This window comes from Providencia sp. PROV130 (assembly GCF_028482225.1).
Taxonomy (GTDB): domain Bacteria; phylum Pseudomonadota; class Gammaproteobacteria; order Enterobacterales; family Enterobacteriaceae; genus Providencia; species Providencia rettgeri.
In genome coordinates this window covers 21,647-37,392 of record NZ_JAMPQC010000038.1, presented here as the reverse complement: position 1 = coordinate 37,392, position 15,746 = coordinate 21,647, and the positions used below count along the sequence as shown (strand labels likewise).

Here is a 15,746-nt window from a genome sequence, read left to right as displayed (position 1 = left end):
GACGCACTTTGCGCCGAATAAATACCTGTGACGGAAGATCACTTCGCAGAATAAATAAATCCTGGTGTCCCTGTTGATACCGGGAAGCCCTGGGCCAACTTTTGGCGAAAATGAGACGTTGATCGGCACGTAAGAGGTTCCAACTTTCACCATAATGAAATAAGATCACTACCGGGCGTATTTTTTGAGTTATCGAGATTTTCAGGAGCTAAGGAAGCTAAAATGGAGAAAAAAATCACTGGATATACCACCGTTGATATATCCCAATGGCATCGTAAAGAACATTTTGAGGCATTTCAGTCAGTTGCTCAATGTACCTATAACCAGACCGTTCAGCTGGATATTACGGCCTTTTTAAAGACCGTAAAGAAAAATAAGCACAAGTTTTATCCGGCCTTTATTCACATTCTTGCCCGCCTGATGAATGCTCATCCGGAATTCCGTATGGCAATGAAAGACGGTGAGCTGGTGATATGGGATAGTGTTCACCCTTGTTACACCGTTTTCCATGAGCAAACTGAAACGTTTTCATCGCTCTGGAGTGAATACCACGACGATTTCCGGCAGTTTCTACACATATATTCGCAAGATGTGGCGTGTTACGGTGAAAACCTGGCCTATTTCCCTAAAGGGTTTATTGAGAATATGTTTTTCGTCTCAGCCAATCCCTGGGTGAGTTTCACCAGTTTTGATTTAAACGTGGCCAATATGGACAACTTCTTCGCCCCCGTTTTCACCATGGGCAAATATTATACGCAAGGCGACAAGGTGCTGATGCCGCTGGCGATTCAGGTTCATCATGCCGTTTGTGATGGCTTCCATGTCGGCAGAATGCTTAATGAATTACAACAGTACTGCGATGAGTGGCAGGGCGGGGCGTAATTTTTTTAAGGCAGTTATTGGTGCCCTTAAACGCCTGGTTGCTACGCCTGAATAAGTGATAATAAGCGGATGAATGGCAGAAATTCGAAAGCAAATTCGACCCGGTCGTCGGTTCAGGGCAGGGTCGTTAAATAGCCGCTTATGTCTATTGCTGGTTTACCGGTTTATTGACTACCGGAAGCAGTGTGACCGTGTGCTTCTCAAATGCCTGAGGCCAGTTTGCTCAGGCTCTCCCCGTGGAGGTAATAATTGACGATATGATCATTTATTCTGCCTCCCAGAGCCTGATAAAAACGGTTAGCGCCGGGGTTGGATTTTTCAGCGTTCCAGCTAAGGCTAAGGCATTCCTGTTCAAGCGCAAGCCGGGCTATAAAGCGCATTATCGCTTTACCCGTGCCCTTATTTCGATCGCACTGAGAAACATACAGCTCTTTAATATGCAGCTGACCGCTGTATCGGGGCGAGGGATAAAGAATATTGCAACATGCCAGGCCAGTAATGTTATTGCCGCAGCGCGCTCTGATCACCAGGGTACCGGAAAGCCGGTTGAATAACTTTTTACAGAGATAATCCTTCATCAACGCTTCCTGAATGATACCTTCGCCATAATAGGGGTCGTCTCAGAAAACGGAAAATAAAGCACGCTAAGCCGGTTGCAGAGGCCGTAGCGGCCTGAACTTCCCCGCGCCGATCTTGGCGCTGCTGCGCCATAGGTAATCACCGGTCAGGTTGATGTGCTCCCAGCCGAGTGGCGACAGGTACTGCAATAGCGAGTCATCGACGGCATGACCATTGCCGCGCAACGCATGCGCCGCACGCTCCAGGTAGACCGTGTTCCACAGCACGATGGCCGCCGTCACCAGGTTGAGGCCGCTGGCCCGGTAGCGCTGCTGCTCGAAACTGCGGTCACGGATTTCACCAAGGCGGTTGAAGAACACGGCACGGGCCAGCGCATTGCGCGCCTCGCCCTTGTTCAGCCCGGCATGCACGCGGCGGCGTAGCTCGACGCTTTGCAGCCAGTCGAGGATGAACAGCGTGCGCTCGATGCGGCCCAACTCGCGCAGCGCGACGGCCAAGCCGTTCTGGCGCGGGTAGCTGCCGAGTTTCCTGAGCATCAGCGAGGCCGTCACCGTGCCCTGCTTGATCGAGGTGGCCAGCCGCAGGATTTCGTCCCAATGGGCGCGGACGTGCTTGATGTTGAGCGTGCCGCCGATCATCGGCTTGAGCGCGTCATAGGCGGCATCGCCCTTCGGGATGTAGAGCTTGGTGTCGCCCAGGTCGCGGATGCGCGGCGCGAAGCGGAAGCCCAAGAGGTGCATCAGGGCGAAGACGTGATCGGTGAAGCCCGCCGTGTCGGTGTAGTGCTCCTCGATCCGCAGGTCGGATTCGTGGTACAGCAGGCCGTCGAGCACGTAGGTTGAGTCGCGCAGGCCGACATTGACCACCTTGGTGTGGAATGGCGCGTATTGGTCGGAGATGTGGGTGTAGAAAGTCCGTCCTGGGCTGCTGCCATATTTTGGGTTGATGTGCCCCGTGCTCTTTGCCTTGCTAGCGGTTCGGAAATTCTGTCCGTCCGATGATGATGTGGTGCCATCGCCCCAGTGCCCGGCAAAGGGATGCCGAAACTGAGCGTTGACCAGTTCAGCCAACGCTGTCGAGTACGTTTCGTCGCGGGTATGCCAGGCTTGCAGCCAAGCGAGCTTCGCGTAGGTCGTGCCGGGGCAGGACTCGGCCATCTTGGTCAGGCCCAGGTTGATCGCGTCGGCCAGGATCGTGGTCAACAACAGGTTCTTGTCCTTGGCCAGATCGCCCGATTTCAAGTGCGTGAAGTGCCGGGTGAAGCCCGTCCACTCATCGACTTCGAGCAGCAGTTCGGTGATCTTGACGTGCGGCAGGACCATGGCTGTCTGGTCTATCAGCGCCTGCGCGGTGTCGGGCACCGCCGCATCCAGCGGCGTGATCTTCAAGCCCGACTCGGTGATGATGGCATCCGGCAGGTCGTTGGCTGCCGCCATGCGGTTGACGGTGGCAAGTTGTGCTTCCAGCAGCGTCAGCCGCTCATGCAGATATTGTTCGCAGTCGGTGGCCACGGCCAGCGGCAATTCGCTGGACTGCTTGAGGCTGGTGAACTTCTCGGGCGGTACCAGGTAGTCCTCGAAGTCCTTGAACTGGCGTGAACCCTGCACCCAGATGTCGCCCGAGCGCAGGGAGTTCTTCAACTCGGACAGCGCGCACAGTTCGTAGTAGCGCCGGTCGATGCCGGCGTCGGTCATCACCAGTTTCTGCCAGCGCGGCTTGATGAAGCCGGTCGGTGCATCGGCTGGCAGCTTGCGGGCGTTGTCGGTGTTCATGCCGCGCAGCACCTCAATGGCATCAAGCACGTTTTTGGCGGCGGGCGCGGCCCGCAGCTTGAGCACGGCAAGGAATTCCGGTGCATAGCGGCGCAGGGTGGCGTAGCTCTCGCCGATGCGATGCAGGAAATCGAAGTCATCGGGTTGCGCGAGCTTCTGCGCCTCGGTGACGCTCTCGGCAAAGGAATCCCAGGACATGACGGCCTCGATGGCGGCAAACGCATCGCGGCCTGATTGCTTGGCGTCGATCAGCGCCTGACCGATGCGCCCGTACAGACGTACCTTGGCGTTGATGGCCTTGCCTGACGCCTGGAACTGCTGCTGATGCTTATTCTTGGCAGCGTTAAACAGCTTACCCAGGATGCGGTCGTGCAGGTCGATGATTTCGTCGGTGACGGTGGCCATGCCCTCGGTGGCCAGCGCCACGAGAGTGGCGTAGCGCCGTTGCGGCTCGAATTTGGCCAGGTCGGCGGGTGTCATCTGGCCGCCCTCGCGGGCAATCTTGAGCAGGCGGTTCTGGTGAACCAGCCGCTCGATGCCGGTAGGCAGATCGAGTGCCTGCCATGCCTTGAGGCGTTCGATGTGTTCCAGCATATGCCGCGAATTTGGCTTGGCCGGAGACTGGCGCAACCAAGCCAACCAGGTCGTCTTGCCGTTGTCCCGGCGCTTGAGCAGATCGTCGAGGCGGCGGCGATGCGCGTCCGCCAGTGGTTCGGCCAAGGCGTCGTAGATGCGCCGGTTAGCACGGGTGATCGCCTCGGCACTCGCCCGCTCGACGGCGTTGAGGGCGGGCAGAATGACCGACTGCCGCCGCAGGTGCCCGATCAAGGCGCTGGCCAGCACGATGCCTTTGTCGGTTTGCATCGCCAGCTCGGTCAGCATCTGGACGGCCTGCCGGTAATGGCTCATGGTGAAGGGCCGGAAACCGAACACGGTTTGCAGCTCGCTCAGGTGCTCGCGCCGGGTCTGCTCCCGCTGGCCGTACTCGTTCCAGCTTTCGACGCCGACCTTGAGCTGGTCGGCGACCAGCTTCAACAAGGGCGGGAACGGTAGTTCATCGACGCCCAGGATGACGCCGGGAAAGCGCAGGTAACAGAGCTGCACCGCGAAGCCCAGCCGATTGGCTGGCCCGCGCCGCTGTCGGATGATCGAGAGGTCGGTATCGTTGAATGTGTAATGTCGGATCAGGTCGTCCTTGGAGTCCGGCAACGCCAGCAGGCTTTCCCGCTCGGCGGCGGACAGGATGGAACGACGTGGCATATTTACTGATCCGTTCTCAAGTATTGATACAGGGTTTCGCGACTGATTCCGAATTCACGAGCAAGCTTGGTCTTTTGCTCGCCAGCCTCGACACGTTGGCGCAGTTCGGCAATACGCTCAGACGACAGGGATTTCTTCCTGCCACGGTAAGCCCCGCGTTGCTTGGCGAGCGCAATACCCTCGCGCTGACGCTCGCGGATCAGGGCGCGCTCGAACTCGGCGAACGCGCCCATCACCGAGAGCATCAGGTTCGCCATCGGAGAGTCTTCGCCAGTAAAACTGAGGTGTTCCTTGACGAATTCGATATGCACGCCGCGTTGTGTCAGCGTTTGCACGATCCGGCGCAAATCATCGAGATTGCGCGCCAGGCGATCCATGCTATGCACCACCACGGTGTCGCCGGTGCGGGCGAAGCTTATCAGCGCTTCCAGTTGCGGACGCTTGACATCCTTGCCGGATGCCTTGTCGCTAAAAGCGCGATCAACCTTGACGCCTTCCAGTTGCCGTTCCGGGTTCTGGTCGAAGGTGCTGACCCTGATATACCCAATGCGCTGTCCAGTCATGGAATTCCCTGCAAAATGTCAGGGAAGACTCTATGACCTTCAACGAGATATGTCAATAAATTCAAAATTCAATCCTATCCTGACGCAATTTACACATGGCATCTGACATCAGGTTAGGGTATGCCTCAATCTGACGGCTGCGAACCGCCAGGGACAGGCGCAATGTCAGATTCTGTCGCGGCCTTGGCGCGTGCCTGGAAGCGTTCATAGCAATCCAGCCCGCAGAAATGTTCGACGTATTCCGCGCCTTCCGGGGTGAAGGCGGCATCGAGCGGAATTTCTTTGCAGCATACGCAGCAGGTGGTGCAACTGGCAGTGTTCGGGGCGTTTGCGTTCATGGTGGTACTCCTCCAGATTGGTAGCGAAGCTCAAAGCTGCCCACTCTCGGCTGGCTGGGAAGCGGTCATGATCTTCCCTTGAAGGCCCGCAGCAGCCGCGTCACAGACAGGACAAACAAGCCGGTCAGCGTGAGGGCTGCAATACCCCAGTGCTCCCCGATGAACGCGCCGGCCGTCGTGCCGGCTAGCACAATGGCGAGAATCGGCAAATGGCAGGGACAGGTGAGCACGGCCAGCGCGCCCCACAAGTAGCCGGTGATCGGTTTGTGCGTCTCAGACGGCAAGTGCTCTGGGCTGTTCATGGCAGACTCTCCGCGTGCTGTGCCGGTTCGGTTGGCATGGCGGCCAGTTGCATTTCGAGGCTGGCCAGGGCCTCGCGCCGACGCTCGACGAGTTGCCGCAACACGGCAAGCTGCGCAGACGCACCGTCACCGTCCGCAGCATCCAGCGCCCGGCACAGCCGCGCCAGTGCGTCCAGGCCGATACCCGCTTCGAAGGCAGCCCGTACAAAGCGCAGCCGTTGCAACGCGGTGTCATCGAACAAGCCGTAGCCGCCCGTGGTGTACGCGACCGGCCGTAGCAATCCGCGCAGCAGGTAGTCGCGCACGATATGCACGCTCACCCCGGCATCAAGGGCCAGCCGGGACACTGTGTAGGCGCTCATTGAACACCTCCTTTTCCTCATCCGGCGCAGCACGAAAGCTGCTTCACGTCCTTGCTGAAGGTCTGCGCCGCGAGCTTCAGCCCTTCGACCATGGTCAGGTAGGGGAACAATTGGTCGGCCAGTTCCTGCACGGTCATACGGTTGCGAATGGCGAGCACCGCCGTCTGGATCAGTTCACCCGCTTCCGGGGCCACCGCTTGCACGCCGATGAGCCGTCCGCTACCTTCCTCGATGACCAGCTTGATGAAGCCGCGTGTGTCGAAGTTGGCAAGCGCACGCGGCACGTTATCCAGTGTTAGCAGGCGACTGTCGGTCTCGATCCCGTCGTGATGTGCTTCCGCCTCGCTGTAGCCCACGGTGGCGACCTGCGGGTCGGTGAACACCACGGCCGGCATTGCGGTCAGGTCCAGGGCCGCATCGCCGCCAGTCATGTTGATCGCCGCACGAGTGCCGGCCGCTGCCGCCACATAGACGAACTGCGGCTGGTCGGTGCAGTCGCCGGCCGCGTAGATGTTCGGGCTACTGGTGCGCATGCCCTTGTCGATGACGATGGCCCCCTGCGCATTGACGGCTACCCCCGCCGCTTCCAATGCCAGGCTGCGCGTGTTCGGTGTCCGGCCGGTGGCGACCAGCAGCTTGTCGGCGCGCAATTCACCGTGCGTGGTGGTCAGCACGAATTCACCGTCCATATGGGCGACCTGGCTGGCTTGCGTGTGCTCCAGCACCTCGATGCCCTCGGCACGGAAAGCGGCTGTCACCGCCTCGCCGATGGCCGGGTCTTCACGGAAGAACAAGGTATTGCGCGCCAGGGCCGTGACCTTGCTGCCCAGCCGGGCAAAGGCTTGCGCCAGCTCCAGCGCCACCACCGACGAGCCGATTACGGCAAGGCGTTCGGGAATGGTGTCGCTCGCCAGGGCCTCGGTGGAAGTCCAGTAGGGTGACTCTTTCAAGCCCGGAATCGGCGGGACCGCCGGGCTGGCACCCGTGGCGACCAGGCAGCGGTCGAACATCACGACGCGCTCGCCACCCTCGTTCAAACTAACGATAAGGCTCTGGTCGTCCTTGAAACGCGCTTCACCGTGCAGAACGGTGATGGCTGAATTGCCGTCCAGGATGCCTTCGTACTTGGCATGACGGAGTTCTTCGACACGGGCCTGCTGCTGGGCCAGCAGCCGCTCGCGCAAGATCGTCGGCGGTGTGGGTGGCATGCCGCCGTCGAATGGGCTTTCCCGGCGCAGATGGGCGATGTGGGCGGCGCGGATCATGATCTTGGACGGCACACAACCGACGTTGACGCAGGTGCCGCCGATGGTGCCGCGCTCAATCAGCGTGACCTGCGCGCCTTGCTCGACGGCCTTCAGTGCTGCCGCCATCGCGGCTCCACCGCTACCAATGACGACGACCTGCAACGGGCGTTCGTTGCCACTGGGCTTATCAGCGGCCCCTATCCAGCCGCGCATCTTGTCGAGCAGGCCGGCGCGGTTGTCCGTCGGTGGCGCATCGGCAAGCGTTGCCTCGTAGCCCAGTCCGGCCACGGCGGTAGTCAGCGCATCCGATGACGTGCCCGCCTCAATGGCGAGTTGCGCTGTGCCCTTCGGATAGGACACCAGCGCCGATTGCACGCCGGGCACTTTCTCCAAGGCTTCCTTGACGTGAGCCGCGCACGAGTCGCAGGTCATCCCGGTGATTTTCAGGGTGGTCATGTATTTTTCCTTTTCTGTGGTGGCTACGGCTGTTGCCGTCAGCCACGTTGTTCTGGCAATTCACAGCTGTCCGGCCCGCAGCGGCGATGTGCTGGCGAGATGAAATCCCAGACCGACACCCCAACCATCAAGGCCAGGCCGACATAGAGCAGTCCACCGCTCTGCCAGCCGTAAGCCCGCATTAAAAACACCGCTGCCAGCACCAAGATCGGGCCTATCGTGCCGAGCGCCGTGCGTCGCCACTGTCGATGATTGAGCCAAGCGATAGCATTGGCGAGTAACGCGATGCCGGCGAACATCGGCAGCAGGATGCCAATGAATAGCCCCTCGTACTGGCTCAAGAAGCCCAGTCCGATGGCCGCGCCAAAGCTGGCGATGGCAGGAAAACAGGCGGCGCAGCCCATCGCGGAAACGACGCTGCCGAGCGCGCCGGTTTTGCCAGCGATGCGCGTGATGAGTCCCATGTGTCGCTCCCGAGTTCGGTTAACGGATCAGCGTTTGAGGCTGGACGGATAGCCCGCGTCCTCGGTCGCCTTGGTCAACTTCTGGACGTTGGTCTTGGCATCGTCGAAGGTGACGACGGCCTGGCGCTTGTCGAAACTTACGTCGGTCTTGCTCACGCCCTCAACCTTGGAAAGCGCGTGCTTGACAGTGATCGGGCAAGAGGCGCAGGTCATGCCAGGCACGGACAGCGTGACGGTCTGGGTGGCGGCCCACACGGGGGCAACAACGGCAGCGAGGGCGAGGGCGGCAAACAGTTTTTTCATGATGAACTCCTGTGATTAATAGAAAAATGGCATGACGTAGGGAAATCCGAGCGAGACCAGGACCAGCGCGGCCACGATCCAGAAAATGAGCTTGTAAGTAGCTCGCACTTGGGGAATCGCGCAGACCTCACCCGGTTTGCAGGCTTGCGCCGGGCGGTAGATGCGCCGCCAGGCGAAAAACAGCGCGACCAGCGCTGCGCCGATGAAGATCGGGCGATAGGGTTCCAGCACCGTCAGGTTGCCGATCCATGCCCCGCTGAACCCCAAGGCGATCAAAACCAGCGGCCCCAGGCAGCAGGCCGACGCAAGAATGGCGGCCAGCCCACCGGCGAAGAGCGCGCCGCGCCCGTTTTGTGGTTCAGACTTTTGTGGTTCAGACATACGCTTGTCCTTTCAAATTTGGTTTGGATAGCTTAAGCTTACTTCCGTAGTTATGTACGGAGTCAAGCGATATGCAAATTAATTTTGAGAATCTGACCATTGGCGTTTTTGCCAAGGCGGCCGGGGTCAATGTGGAGACCATCCGGTTCTACCAGCGCAAGGGCCTGCTGCCGGAGCCAGACAAGCCCTATGGCAGCATTCGCCGCTATGGCGAGGCGGATGTAACACGAGTGCGGTTCGTGAAATCGGCCCAGCGGCTGGGCTTTAGCCTGGACGAAATCGCCGAGCTACTGCGGCTGGAGGATGGCACCCATTGCGAGGAAGCCAGCGGCCTGGCCGAGCACAAGCTCAAGGATGTGCGCGAGAAGATGGCCGACTTGGCACGCATGGAGGCCGTGCTGTCTGAACTGGTGTGCGCCTGCCATGCGCGGAAAGGGAACGTTTCCTGCCCGCTGATTGCGTCACTGCAAGACGGAACGAAGCTCGCTGCATCGGCGCGGGGGAGTCACGGGGTGACTACGCCTTAGCGTGCTTTATTTTCCGAATTCTGAGACGACCCCTTTGAGAGAGCCTCAGCCTTAAAAAGAGATACACTATGCTGACAGAATTAAAACTCCAGGAAGATATCCGCCTCCTGAATGTGACGCTTAAGTTCGATAAATCGGCGCTGATCGACGCTTTTGCTGTATTGGAAAGAAACCCGCAATTCCTTCATGTCGTTATCTACAGTGAGGCTACGTTTGACGATTTTGATGACGAAGATGAGAGTGTGGAAAACTGCATGAGTGATCCCGTGTTGGAAGTCTGGCGCTCGGGTGCGTGTTTGACCTGGATAGACCGTGCTGATGACACGAGGTTTCAGTGTGACCTGCCAAGCATTAACGTGTTGAACTCGGAAAGGGAAACTGATGACGAGTGAACAAGGCATCAAACTTCTGAGACGCAGTATCTGGGACTTGTCAGGTCGAAAAGAAATGCAGGCTGAGCGTGTACTGGCCTACCTGAAGGTACGTGTCAATCGCGCCAAGGGTCTGGAGGTAAAGCCTCCTAGTCCTAAGTCAATGACATTCATGGAAGCGATTAAATTGGGTTACATTAGGCAGCAAGGTAACTGGAAAGACGCGCCCTGGGTCTTTGATAACCGGATCATGCCATCGGCTACCGCAGCGTTAGATGAAGCCAACCGACACCTCAAAGCCCACTGGGCTGAATAGCCATTCTGATAAAAACCAGTTCCTCAATAAGGGTCTGGTTTATGCTTATCCACTTTTCAACAGGCTAGATCCTAATAATTAACCTAATTAGTTCCTTACAGATCCTAAAAGATCCCCGTTCCTCGCAGGCCGCTGGTGGCCTGGCTTGTAGAGGATTGCGGTGAGTTTGAAAGGGAAGAAAGTGAGTTTGAAAGGGAAAAAAGTGAGTTTGAAAGGGATTTAGGTGTGTTACAGTGGGAAACTCGGTGAGTCTTAGAGGGGAAAGCCGAGTTTTTATTCACAACCATGAGGGGTTATGGTTTGATGCACCAAAATTGCAGTAATAACATCCTGTTATTCAAGGATGCGATACCTGCTGACGAAAATTCGTCACACAGGAAACTCACAATAACAAACAATTCAAGTGTTCAACCCGTCTCGTTATTGCGGCTTGGCGTGTTCACACCGAATATCCGATCGAAAGGGAAAGCGGGCAAACCGTTGGATGCGAGTGAATCGCTTAGCCGTCTGGAGTACGCTCGCAGTGAGGGTTACACCAATGTGGTGATCACCGGTCCACAGCTTAACTATTTCATTGATTTCCGATGTTGGCTTGGGATTATTCATGCGTTTAGCGCCAGTCCTGATGCTATGCATGGCAATAAGATTAAGGTGAAGTTCAGCGAGTTCTCGCAGTTCTGCGGGTATCCATCGAAGCGGCTAGATTCGAAATTGCGTAAGGAGATAGCCGACTCATTAACACGTATCAGGGCAAAGACCATCACGTTCACGACACCAGGCACCAAGAAGTTTTTGGTTACCGGTCTACTGGTAAAGGCGGAATTTGATGTTGTCGAAGATCTGGTGGTGTTGGAGGCTGATGAGCGTCTTTGGGAGCTCTATAGCAATGATCACTTAAGTTTGTTACGACGCAAGCCGTTATTGGCATTGCCGAGAAATGAAACAGCCCAGGCGCTGTATACCTATTTCGAAGCATTACCACGACAGCCAGCGCCGATCTTAATGTCGCGGCTTCGTGAGCGATTGATGATGAACGGTAGGGTCGCTGACCAAAATCGTAAAATCACTGATGCGCTTAGCGAACTGAATAGTATTGGCTACTTGCAGTACGAGGTTATGAAGGCCGGGCGGGAATCTGTTGTACATATTCACAACCGGAACCCGACATTGGATTAAGTGAAATATATCGGAGACCCGTCGTAAGGCGGTTTTTTTATGCCCAGAGTAAACAAAACGAATGGTAGAGTGAGTTTGAACGGGGGCTTTGGTATCGTGAGCGGATGAAAAAAGTGAGTTCTAGCGGGTAGGCTGCCGATGAAAAGTGAGTTGCAGCAGGATACTGAGTAGAAAAGTGAGCTATAGCGGGTGAGAAAAAGCGGAGAAGGGGGTGTGATGACATTTAACGCTGGCAAATTGAACAGAAAGGGCTTGTGGTAGGGTTAAAAATTGGTACCAGACTGACGATAACCCATTCGAACTCACTTTTTGATGGATTCCTTGATCAATAACGCTATATTTCCCGTTCAAACGCACCGAAACGAAGTATATATTTCCCGTTCAAACTCACTTAGGTGAGGTGGGATGTCCCGTACCGGTCTTAAAATAACAATGTAATTACCCGTTCAAACTCACTTTACAAAGAAGAAAGACGAAAGTTTCGTCACAGGCCAGGCCACAGTTACTATGGTGATAGGAGGATTTATGAGTCAATTTGGTGAACAGCTGAAGCTGTACTCTGATCGCCAGCGCGATGAAAAAAAACGGACGGCATTGGATGTTCAATACGTGCAGTCCGAAGGAAAAGATGGTTTTTTGACGCTGAATATCTCGATAGCACCCATGACGTCGGAAGGGCGCGAAGTGTTATGGGATCAGAAAATCACGATACAACTCTCCCGATATGAATTGACCTCATTTTGCGGCACTTTATTCGGGCTCGAAAAAGAAATGCGTGCTAAGTTCCACGGTGCGAACAAAAACAAAGGCTTTGTGGTAAATAACAATGGGTCTGTGGGTTGCGGCATGACGATCAGTGAGGCCGGGAACACCATGACATTCATGTTAGATCATGCTCGGCGAATAGAGCTGGGCGCGTTTGTACTGCGACGTCAAGCTGAAGCATGGAAAATGTCGGCCAGTGATGTGTTGGCAATCATGCGTCAGTCGGTCAGTATCAAAAAACAGTGAGTTTGCTGAGGGGCAAACTTTCTATTTTTGCTCCGTGGGGGAGCGATAAAAGGGGGTAAGTGTTGAAAAAGCCATTCCTACTTCTTGCTGGTATGCTCATGTTGACATCAGAGCTCCATGCGTCAGTCGATACGTCCGATCAGCAACAGGACTCCCGCGTTAATCAGATCGGCGCAAGCCCTGTGGAAACGCGGCCGTATTCTGAAATCAAACATCATGTCCATGATGGACCCGTCGAATTATTCCTGGTTGAGGAAGTAACTTCCGTTGACCAGTCGCTGCACACCGTCGTTATTTATGACGGAAGCCGATACGAACTGAAAGGGCAGGTGGATTGGCTCAGACCAGGAAAAGGCAAGATGCCTCCTGGTGGCTGGGCGTTCACTGTCTTCGCCTCTACAAAGGAAACCTACGCTTGCTCGCCGGAGGTGGTGCAATCTGGCACTGGTTCCTGCCTGTTATTTGTGCCTCAAAACGAAGAAACGCCATTGTAGTAATCGGGCCTGATGCGCTGATTTTACAGGCGATGATCAGGCTGGCGTTTCCACGGGCTGACAGGGGGGAACCCCCAAAGCCCAAACAGTGAAAATGACCGCTAAAACCAGGTAATTTAATCGTACTTGGGGTAACCGGCATTGCGACCGCCACCCGTAAGGGTTTTACAAACGAGATGAGCATATGAAAACCATGATCAAGGTAATTGTTTCCGTGATGACATTGGCTGCTTCCGGCATGGCCGTTTCGGCTGAAATGCAACAGGTGAATTTTGCAGTGCCGTCCTCGGTGGCTAATCAGGATCCGACTGGCGTGAAAAAATTACGCATGAACTACGACCAGTTTTTTGTTAATTCTCTGGGGGAAGGGGAGAAGCAGGAGCTGGTTCAGCCGGTATATTTTGAAGGGCCTTATCGCTATTCACTGATCCGGGCCTTTGATGGTAATAACACGGTAATCAACCTGGCCGGTAGTAAACATGTTTTATCGGGTATATCGGGTGGGCTGACTCCGATGCTGGCGGGTAAAAAACTTGTCGCTTTGCGAGACAGCGAAGATACCGTCGTGGTCTGCCAGGCGCAGGTGCTGCGGCTGAAGTTCTCAAAATGCTGGCAAGTCGTTCACAGTGACCAACCTCTTGCAGTGATCCCAGAAGAAACTAAGTGACAGTATTGTGATGTAGGTGGTTTCGACCGCGTTACGTGAAATCTGAAGGTGTAAGCGGGAGATTATGGCTGTATCTGTAGTTGCTGTGGATTAGGCAAGTAATACATTCAGCGGTCAGCCCCGGCAAAGGGGCTTCCGTATATTTAAGCGTTTTCGTAAAGGTCCCAGCGGTTGCCATAAATGTCTTCGAAGACAACAACCTTACCATATTCCTCTTCACGAGGTTCTTGGGTGAATTTAACACCTTTTTCTTTCATGCGGTTGTAGTCACGCCAAAAATCATCGGTCTGCAAAAACATAAATACGCGTCCACCAGCCTGATCGCCTACGAACTTACTTTGACGGTCGTTGGAGGCGCGAGCGAGTAATATGTTGCAATCACTACCGACTTGTGGAGTGACAACAACCCAACGTTTACCTGGCTGGGGAGTGTCTTCTACGAGGGTGAAACCGAGTTTGTCTGTGTAATATTCGATGGCTTTATCATAATCATCAACGACTAAGGCTACATAGCCGAGACATCTTTTATGTGAACGCATTCTATCTCCAGTTTTAATATGGGTACGAAAAGAGAATATCGTTAGAAAAGAGGAAATCAATAGTCTAAAAAAGATGCAATCGGCGACCGGTATGATATTCTGATCGTAACTGGAATAGCGAGCGTGTCAGAGGGGACGCGCCACGCGAGGGGTTCCCCCAAAGCGGGGTTAAAAAACACCAGAAGGATGCCGCACTAACCCTGCGGCATTTGTTTGTGCATAGTAACGCTAGCGAGGTAATCTATTATAAAAGAGGATATTTCGGATTGATTTTGGTCATTAATCTCTCGCAATTTCTGGAATAAAATGGGTTTGAAGCCATCACAAATGCCAGCTGAATCTTGGTCTGACATCCCACTCTCTTTTAGTTTTTCTTTGATTTTTTTTAAAAAATCCAAAGTTAAATTATATTTACTTACTGCTATACCAAAATTTTGAATGGCACTTCTGTAGAACGCCCATGTGGATTCATTAGGGAGGTTGGTTCCTGAATCGAAAGAAGGGAGTGATAATGTAGTTACCTCAACACTATTTCTTATTTCACAAGTGGAGCTGAGTCTTAAAGGATCTACAAGGAATGAATAGCAGAAAGGTTCACCGTCATATTCATCTGTGAGTTTAAATAAATGTTCAATGCAGCCATAAAGCCTCATAAAACCTTCGACAGATGTACCGTTAGAATATACTGCAATAAGATGGCTAAAATCTGATAGGGTTGGTAATCTGGAAGCTGTTTCTTTGGGCCAACTTACAAATTCATGAGATTCACCTACGCCTTTAAGTATAAAATTTCTCACTGGATCGAATATTTCTTGAAGTGCCAATTCCTTATCATTAATACCTAGCAAGTTGAATACACTTTTCATTGCACCTCGAAAATAATCTTTCCCCCCAAATGATATATTAACGGGGAATGATTCATTCATTAGACCAGATTTTTGCTTGTAATTAGACAGAAAATCTTCCTGTGTAACTCCGCTATTAGGAAACATTTCAATAAATTTTTTGTAAGCCCAAGGCAACATGCTGGGATCGGCACATAGAACTTGAACACTGGTCCTTCCATTTTCGAGTTCGGTGGTGACTATTTTGGGTTCAGCGTATTCAGGTTTTCCTCTTGGCCGCAAGTCGATAACGGAAGAGTCATCACCACGAAGTTTTTTTATTGTAGGCGCATCTCTGCCGCGACTTGTTTTGGCGTCAATTTGATTTCTTATGAATTCAAAAGGTTTGGAGAAAGCCAAGTCAATTTCTTTTCCAAAAATCTCTTGAGCCGAGTTTGAAACTATTTCTTTAGAAACCCATTTAGGTCCTAGGAAGTTTTGTAGTATGTGTTCCTTAGAGGCAGACTCAAATTCTTCTTTAGTATATATACACTTATGCATGATATTTATGCCCTTATTAGTTTTAATATTAGTATATATGGAAAAGGGTAAATTCCAACTTAAAAAACTAAACCAACATACAATAAGGGGTGTAACCCTATGCCCCGGCGCTTCGCTTGGGGCAAAACCCAGTCCGAGCTTCATTCCCGCCGTCCCGAGATAATACGAGAGCCCGCCTGGGTTCCGCGTTTATATTTGAAATCGGCACGTTATTCTTGGATGGCGACCGTGAGAAAAGAAGAGATAAAGAGAGAGAAAAAGAGAAAAAATAAGAGGGGGGGGAGGAAGGATATTTCAACGATAAAAGAGGTAAAAAATGTCTTCAGGGTTGCAGCGGTGATGTATAGAACC

At 53.9% G+C, this 15,746-nt stretch carries 20 protein-coding genes; 8 read left to right on the top strand and 12 right to left on the bottom strand.

Translation table 11 applies throughout. The features are described 5' to 3' along the window. Positions 1-222: 222 nt before the first annotated feature. Positions 223-882, top strand: coding sequence for a type A-1 chloramphenicol O-acetyltransferase (locus PSF28_RS21560; protein WP_000412211.1), 660 nt, complete (start codon positions 223-225; stop codon positions 880-882). A 200-nt stretch (positions 883-1,082) separates the two neighbouring features. Here PSF28_RS21560 and PSF28_RS21555 read toward each other — a convergent pair whose 3' ends face one another. From PSF28_RS21555 to merT, 10 genes are all read right to left on the bottom strand, one after another. Then, positions 1,083-1,460 (bottom strand): GNAT family N-acetyltransferase, encoded by a 378-nt coding sequence (locus PSF28_RS21555; RefSeq protein ID WP_000656305.1) that lies wholly within the window; start codon positions 1,458-1,460, stop codon positions 1,083-1,085. A gap of 66 nt (positions 1,461-1,526) precedes the next feature. Continuing rightward, on the bottom strand, positions 1,527-4,493 hold the full coding sequence (locus tag PSF28_RS21550) for a Tn3-like element TnAs3 family transposase (protein ID WP_001138064.1): 2,967 nt from the start codon (positions 4,491-4,493) through the stop codon (positions 1,527-1,529). Positions 4,494-4,495: 2 nt separating this feature from the next. Continuing rightward, positions 4,496-5,056 (bottom strand): recombinase family protein, encoded by a 561-nt coding sequence (locus PSF28_RS21545; protein ID WP_000147567.1) that lies wholly within the window; start codon positions 5,054-5,056, stop codon positions 4,496-4,498. Positions 5,057-5,181: 125 nt separating this feature from the next. Beyond that, positions 5,182-5,394: a DUF3330 domain-containing protein gene (locus PSF28_RS21540; RefSeq protein ID WP_000993245.1), complete on the bottom strand. Its 213-nt coding sequence runs from the start codon at positions 5,392-5,394 to the stop codon at positions 5,182-5,184. A 65-nt stretch (positions 5,395-5,459) separates the two neighbouring features. Beyond that, entirely contained in the window at positions 5,460-5,696 is a 237-nt protein-coding gene (gene merE / locus PSF28_RS21535) for a broad-spectrum mercury transporter MerE (RefSeq protein ID WP_001087807.1), read from the bottom strand. Further along, complete coding sequence (gene merD, locus PSF28_RS21530; protein WP_001277466.1) at positions 5,693-6,058, bottom strand: mercury resistance co-regulator MerD; 366 nt, start codon at positions 6,056-6,058, stop codon at positions 5,693-5,695. The genes merE and merD overlap by 4 nt, the downstream gene beginning before the upstream one ends. 17 nt (positions 6,059-6,075) lie before the next feature. After that, the gene (merA, locus tag PSF28_RS21525) at positions 6,076-7,761 is read right to left on the bottom strand and encodes a mercury(II) reductase (RefSeq protein WP_000209296.1); all 1,686 of its coding nucleotides are present in this window, start codon (positions 7,759-7,761) and stop codon (positions 6,076-6,078) included. A 38-nt stretch (positions 7,762-7,799) separates the two neighbouring features. Beyond that, positions 7,800-8,225, bottom strand: a complete 426-nt coding sequence (gene merC / locus PSF28_RS21520) for an organomercurial transporter MerC (RefSeq protein WP_000522996.1) — start codon at positions 8,223-8,225, stop codon at positions 7,800-7,802. A 27-nt stretch (positions 8,226-8,252) separates the two neighbouring features. Next, positions 8,253-8,528, bottom strand: coding sequence for a mercury resistance system periplasmic binding protein MerP (gene merP, locus PSF28_RS21515; protein ID WP_000732275.1), 276 nt, complete (start codon positions 8,526-8,528; stop codon positions 8,253-8,255). Positions 8,529-8,543: 15 nt separating this feature from the next. Then, the gene (gene merT / locus PSF28_RS21510) at positions 8,544-8,909 is read right to left on the bottom strand and encodes a mercuric ion transporter MerT (RefSeq protein WP_001294656.1); all 366 of its coding nucleotides are present in this window, start codon (positions 8,907-8,909) and stop codon (positions 8,544-8,546) included. A gap of 71 nt (positions 8,910-8,980) precedes the next feature. Here merT and merR point away from each other — a divergent pair, with 71 nt between their 5' ends. From merR to PSF28_RS21475, 7 genes are all read left to right on the top strand, one after another. Further along, positions 8,981-9,436 (top strand): Hg(II)-responsive transcriptional regulator, encoded by a 456-nt coding sequence (gene merR, locus PSF28_RS21505; protein ID WP_001166628.1) that lies wholly within the window; start codon positions 8,981-8,983, stop codon positions 9,434-9,436. 68 nt (positions 9,437-9,504) lie between these two features. Beyond that, positions 9,505-9,828 (top strand): hypothetical protein, encoded by a 324-nt coding sequence (locus tag PSF28_RS21500; protein ID WP_136135234.1) that lies wholly within the window; start codon positions 9,505-9,507, stop codon positions 9,826-9,828. Then, entirely contained in the window at positions 9,818-10,123 is a 306-nt protein-coding gene (locus PSF28_RS21495; protein WP_131680268.1) for a hypothetical protein, read from the top strand. The genes PSF28_RS21500 and PSF28_RS21495 overlap by 11 nt, the downstream gene beginning before the upstream one ends. A gap of 303 nt (positions 10,124-10,426) precedes the next feature. After that, positions 10,427-11,299: a RepB family plasmid replication initiator protein gene (locus PSF28_RS21490; protein ID WP_240704994.1), complete on the top strand. Its 873-nt coding sequence runs from the start codon at positions 10,427-10,429 to the stop codon at positions 11,297-11,299. 525 nt (positions 11,300-11,824) lie between these two features. Continuing rightward, positions 11,825-12,310 carry a hypothetical protein gene (locus tag PSF28_RS21485; RefSeq protein WP_131680270.1) on the top strand — a complete coding sequence of 162 codons (486 nt, stop codon included), beginning with the start codon at positions 11,825-11,827 and terminating at the stop codon, positions 12,308-12,310. Between the two features lie 62 nt (positions 12,311-12,372). Next, on the top strand, positions 12,373-12,804 hold the full coding sequence (locus tag PSF28_RS21480) for a hypothetical protein (protein ID WP_131680271.1): 432 nt from the start codon (positions 12,373-12,375) through the stop codon (positions 12,802-12,804). Between the two features lie 184 nt (positions 12,805-12,988). After that, the gene (locus PSF28_RS21475) at positions 12,989-13,471 is read left to right on the top strand and encodes a hypothetical protein (protein WP_131680272.1); all 483 of its coding nucleotides are present in this window, start codon (positions 12,989-12,991) and stop codon (positions 13,469-13,471) included. 143 nt (positions 13,472-13,614) lie between these two features. Here PSF28_RS21475 and PSF28_RS21470 read toward each other — a convergent pair whose 3' ends face one another. Further along, positions 13,615-14,010: a VOC family protein gene (locus PSF28_RS21470; RefSeq protein ID WP_131680273.1), complete on the bottom strand. Its 396-nt coding sequence runs from the start codon at positions 14,008-14,010 to the stop codon at positions 13,615-13,617. A 194-nt stretch (positions 14,011-14,204) separates the two neighbouring features. Beyond that, positions 14,205-15,539, bottom strand: a complete 1,335-nt coding sequence (locus tag PSF28_RS21465) for an HNH endonuclease (RefSeq protein WP_136135235.1) — start codon at positions 15,537-15,539, stop codon at positions 14,205-14,207. Between the last annotated feature and the right edge of the window lie 207 nt (positions 15,540-15,746).